Origin of the sequence: Mesorhizobium sp. M5C.F.Ca.IN.020.32.2.1 (assembly GCF_004023105.1) — a bacterium.
GTDB lineage: Bacteria > Pseudomonadota > Alphaproteobacteria > Rhizobiales > Rhizobiaceae > Mesorhizobium > Mesorhizobium wenxiniae.
This window is the reverse complement of sequence record NZ_RZSX01000476.1, coordinates 1-4,970: the sequence shown is the minus strand read 5'-3', so window position 1 is coordinate 4,970 and position 4,970 is coordinate 1. Positions and strand designations below refer to the sequence as shown.

The window sequence follows — 4,970 nt, the reverse complement described above, 5'->3', positions numbered from 1 at the left end:
TCTCTGCGCATGTTGCGGCCGACTTTTCGCTCGTCCCGCGTCGCGATGGAGAATATCGCGCTGCCCGCAGCCGGTCCCGTCGATCCCAATATCCGCGTGGCGATCTTCGATGGCGGCGTGCCGAAGAACCATCCCATCGGCAAATGGGTAAAGTCCATCGAGCCGCCCGGCATCGGCAAGACCATCGGCGACTTCCAGAAACACGGCGTCGGCGTGACCTCGGCGTTCCTGTTCGGACATATCGATCCTGCCAAGCCGGTCGCCCGGCCCTATGCGCCCGTCGATCATTATCGCGTCCTCGATACGGCGCCTGGCCAGAACCCGCACGAGCTCTACGAGGTGCTGGCGCGCATCGACCAGGTGCTCGTCGAAAAGCAATATCAGTTCGTCAACTTCAGCATCGGCCCGCGCCTTCCGATCGAGGACGACGACGTTCATGCCTGGACCGCAGTGCTCGACGACCGGCTGTCACGCGGAACGACCCTGGCCACGATCGCTGTCGGCAACGACGGCGATGGACCGGCGAAGGGAGGCTTCAACCGCATCCAGGTCCCGGCCGATTGTGTGAATGCTCTTGCCGTCGGCTCTTGCGACAGCCCGGAAGAGCACTGGCAGCGCTGTATCTACAGCTCTGTCGGTCCGGGCCGCAGCCCCGGTGTTGTCAAACCTGACTTCGTCGAGTTCGGCGGCTGCCTGCAACGCCCCTTCATCGTGGTCAGCGAAACGCCCGCAGCGGCCTTCGAAGCGACCGAAGGCACATCCTTCTCCGCGCCGTCAGTGCTTCGTCTGGGCGCAGGCGTGCGCGCGCATTTCGGCGACAGCCTGAGCATGCTGGCCATCCGGGCCTTGCTGATTCACACGGCCGAGACATCGGATTCTCCGTGCGAAGACGTCGGCCGCGGCCGCGTCGCGCGTTCCGTGCAGGAAATCGTGCTGTGCGACGACGACACCGTGCGCGTGGTTTACCAGGGCAGCATTGCGCCGACCCGCTATATCCGCGCCCCGATTCCAGTGCCTTCCGGCGTCATTCCGGGCAAGGTCACGATCACGGCAACCCTCTGCTACCCGACTGGAGTCGATCCGCATCACCCCGGCAATTACACGCGCGCCGGGCTTGAGCCGACCTTCCGCCCGCATGATCAGAAGCGCAAGGATCCCAGTCAGGTTCACGCCGACAGCAAGAGCTTCTTCGGCAAGACGCAAAGCAGCTTGATGGAGGACGAGCTGCGGCGCGACGCCTGGAAATGGGAGAACTGCCTACACACAAGCGTAACATTCATGGGCAAGACCTTGCGGAACCCCGTACTCGACATTCACTACAATGCGCGTCTTGGCGGCCGCAACTTCGCGCCGAAAGAGGAGCTGCCCTATGCGCTTGTTATCAGCGTCCACGCCAAGCACCTGGACGATCTCTACGACAAGATCGTCCGCAAGTACGCACGCCAGCTCGAAGCCTTACGGCCAGTCGTTGAGATTCCGGTGACCACCTGATCGGTGGGGCAGGTTGATTCTGGCGCAGCCTATTTTTGGGCGAGAACTTCCTTCACGCGGCAAATGGCGTTGGGCAAGTCTTCCCTAATTTCATCACCGGGAATGCGAACAGTGCGGATACCGAGTGCTGCGAGCTTCTCGGTAATGACAGTGTCCTTTGCCTTTTGCTTGGCCCGCGCATGGTGTCCTCCATCGCAAAACACAGCGATGCGTTCATCCGCGAAGAACAGGTCCGCCTCGGTCACCAGACCTTCGCTATGGCGGAACTCAACGTCGTTCCAGAGATGGTACAATGAGGGAAATGTTGCCCCGTCGTCCATAATGAGCATCTGGCACGCGGGAAACAGCTTCTCCTTCGCCAGTGCCTGGATGACGAACAATTCGATGGGCGTTTCTGCGCCCCAAACGCGCCGTGCTTCGACCTGTTTGAATGGCGTGAAGAACAGTTTTCGGCGATGCTTCTCGTAACGGGCCTTCATCTGCTCGGAAGGCATCTTAAGGTCCATCGTCATGATTTCATCGTTTTCGGCCAGCTCTGTCGCCAGGAAGAACTGATCGATCACAATGCCAATCTCGTCGAGATATCCCTTTCTTTCGCCGTCCAGATAGCCTGGCAAATTCCCATAGAGCGACCATGCTCCCGAAAAGGGATCGTAGCCTGCGTACATCGGTCCCGTCGCCAGCCACGCGCTTACATCAAGCTTGGCTACGAGATCGATTGTCTGGGTGGTGACTTGCTCCCGCTTCGAAGCAGGAATCAGACTCATAGCAAATGGGCGCACCTGCAAGACACCATCGACTTCGCCCGCGGCAACACAGCTCAATACGATGGAAATCATCTGAAAGTTTGTGCCACGTTTACGGAACAGCTCGACCTCTCCATCGCTGGGCTTGTCGTGCAAAGCGCCGCCCGCGGCTTCGGCCATGGCTTTCGTTATCGGTTGAACGCCCCCGAGATCGAGCGTCGCCACCCGGATTAATTCCGGAATTGCAGACCAATCGAGCGCAAACGGCAACTTCGGAAGAATGCCGTATGGTGCGTCAGCGAGTAGTGAGGCCGGTCGGTTCTCGATCATGCGATTAGACTAACCGGGCTGCCGCCGAACTCAAAAGCAACGTCACAATTCGTGTGGGTTTTTGGGCGCATGGGCCTTCACCGAACGGACTCTAGGCGATTGCGAGCAGAAGCGGCATTCACGTAAGACTTGGTCACTCACACCACATGACCGACCCGTCCGAGCCGCCAGCTCGGGTGGGCCGCATCCTCGTGCGCTGATGTGTGCCGCTCGCCAGGGACAGTCCCGCCTTCGGCGGCCTACGCTGACGCTCCTGCGCCTGTCTTCTTAGCCCGTCTCGCCGCTGCGGTTCGAATCGCGCCTCAGGGCGTTCCTGCGGTCGGATTTTCCTTCGTCGGCGGCTACGCGCCGATCCGGGCCCCGGTGACCCCTCGGACGGGCTGGCGCCGCCATAGCCTCGTCCTGCGGCCGCTTACTCTATCCAGGTGCCAAGTTCGAGGCGTGTCTCCTCCTCATCGGCCGTAGAAAGATATATGAGATTCCTGGGCAGGTGTCTTTCGCTCGGCTGCGAGTTTGGGGCCTCGAGCAATCGCGCCGTAATCTGCCCGCCGGATGCTGTGGGGCGATTGAGCAGGCAAGGTGATGCGGGAAGCGCTTCTTTATGATGGCGAAAACCGATGAGCTCCCTGAAAGCACTCACCCCCAAGACGATCGACCAGATGGCGATCACGGAAGTGATCGACCGCATCGAGTCGTTGAACAAAGGCATCGCCAAGTTCTGGGCAAAGAGCGACGGATGGGCGCCGGTCGCGGCGGCCGGCCTCCTGGGAAAATCGCGGCTCGACTGGCAAGTGTCCCTGTCAGGATCGCTGCGGCTGTGGATTCGCGAGCCGGCCAATGCGCTCAGCCCGGCGGAACTGATCCTGGCCTGGGCCAATCTCGGCAGCTTGATGGAAGGCTCGATCAAGACGCTGCTGTCGGTCTGGTACGAGACCTACAAGGCCGACATCGACAATCTCAAGAAGGTGAAGGCCTTCGATCACAGCAAGCAGGCGGCCCATTCGCCGGACGGTCTCGGGCTCGAGAAGCTGCGCGTCTATTGCAAGACGCAAGGCTTGCTTAGCGCGGATGGCGATGCGCTTGTCGAGCTAGTCCAGCAGCGCCGTAATGCGATCCATGCTTTCAAGGACCGGCCGATCGGCGACGGCCTCGAATTCCAGGGTGCGGTGCGCGCCTATCTGGCGCTGCTTCGTAATGTGAACGCCAGGCTTCCCTATCCTGACGACAACTATGTGCCGCGCGAGCGATAGGCGGATGGCGGACGATTCCGAAGAAGCGACGCCGTCGAACTCGCCGGAAACGCAAGAGCCGCTGTTTCTGACGCTGCGGGGCGTGCCCCAGCACGACGGCCCGCCGGCCGGCGAACCGGCTTACGTTCGCGACCCGCAAGGCGCATGGCGGCCGCTCCATGGCGATCGTCTCTACGACATCGAGGCGGAATGCGTGCGTCTCCACGATGCCTTCGCTGCCGCTCTGTTCGGCGACATCGACGCCTATCACAAGCGTCTGCCGCACGTGCCTCCGTTCATCTGGGAGGCCGGCCTGAACTCGGAATCGACGCTCTCGCGCGACGCCTTCGAGCAAGCGCTCGTGCAGCATCGGCAACTGCCCGACCTCAGTCGGCTCCTCTATCTCTACGATTGTCGAAAGCTCGTCGCCGGTATTCAGGAGTGCACCAAGGAGGTCTGTTTCCTCGTCGGCGAGTTCTATCGCTCCTTGAACCTCGACGAGCTCTTCTATCCACCCATCGCCGAGCCGGACGGCGTACGCTGGGTCACGTCGCCCGTGGTAACCAGTCTCACTGCGACTCTCAACGTGATCTACATCCGCCTGCACAGCCTGCTCGACTACACGACGAAGCTGGTTCACGAGATCGAGCATCTGCGCGCGGATTTTTCCACGTATCCGAAGCTGTCCTCCTCGAACATTCTGTTCGGCGATCGTCGCCGCACCGGCTGGGGCGAAGCGGCGGGCACCCTGTTCGAGCCGGGCGAACCTGTGACCGAGATCGAACTGGTGCGTAATCTCGTCATCCATGACGGGCTGCTGGACGACATGCCTAAGGTCTACAAGGTCTTGCAGGACGGCCGCGCGATCGAGAAGTTCGTCCTGATACCTGACCGCACGGACGGGCGGCTCGATCGTTTTAAGAACCGAACACTCTTCTACAGCCGCGACGACAAGATCAACCTCCGACTTCCGGCGCTCATTTTAGATTTTCAAACCAAGCAGCTGGTTACCCTCCAGCGGGCCCTCGCCCGTCTACTCGACGTGGCGAAGATACGCGTAACGCCGCCGGGCGGATGAGGCGGACCACCATCTTGCTCCGCTGACCGAAGCGGCTTGACTCTCCCGGGGTCTTGGAACAAATAGAGAACATAATGCTTCAATCCCTGAAGGAGG

General features: G+C 60.9%; 4 protein-coding genes. 3 read left to right on the top strand and 1 reads right to left on the bottom strand.

The annotated features are described in order from the left end of the window. The coding region (locus EOA86_RS22115; RefSeq protein ID WP_164891901.1) for a S8 family peptidase at window positions 1-1,491 on the top strand (1,491 nt) is incomplete at its 5' end. A gap of 29 nt (window positions 1,492-1,520) precedes the next feature. Here EOA86_RS22115 and EOA86_RS22110 read toward each other — a convergent pair. Then, the gene (locus tag EOA86_RS22110; RefSeq protein ID WP_128343572.1) at window positions 1,521-2,567 is read right to left on the bottom strand and encodes a hypothetical protein; all 1,047 of its coding nucleotides are present in this window, start codon (window positions 2,565-2,567) and stop codon (window positions 1,521-1,523) included. Between the two features lie 617 nt (window positions 2,568-3,184). Here EOA86_RS22110 and EOA86_RS22105 point away from each other — a divergent pair. Both EOA86_RS22105 and EOA86_RS22100 read left to right on the top strand, forming a co-directional pair. After that, complete coding sequence (locus tag EOA86_RS22105; protein WP_128343571.1) at window positions 3,185-3,817, top strand: hypothetical protein; 633 nt, start codon at window positions 3,185-3,187, stop codon at window positions 3,815-3,817. A gap of 4 nt (window positions 3,818-3,821) precedes the next feature. Next, window positions 3,822-4,874, top strand: a complete 1,053-nt coding sequence (locus EOA86_RS22100) for a hypothetical protein (RefSeq protein WP_128343570.1) — start codon at window positions 3,822-3,824, stop codon at window positions 4,872-4,874. Window positions 4,875-4,970: the final 96 nt, after the last annotated feature.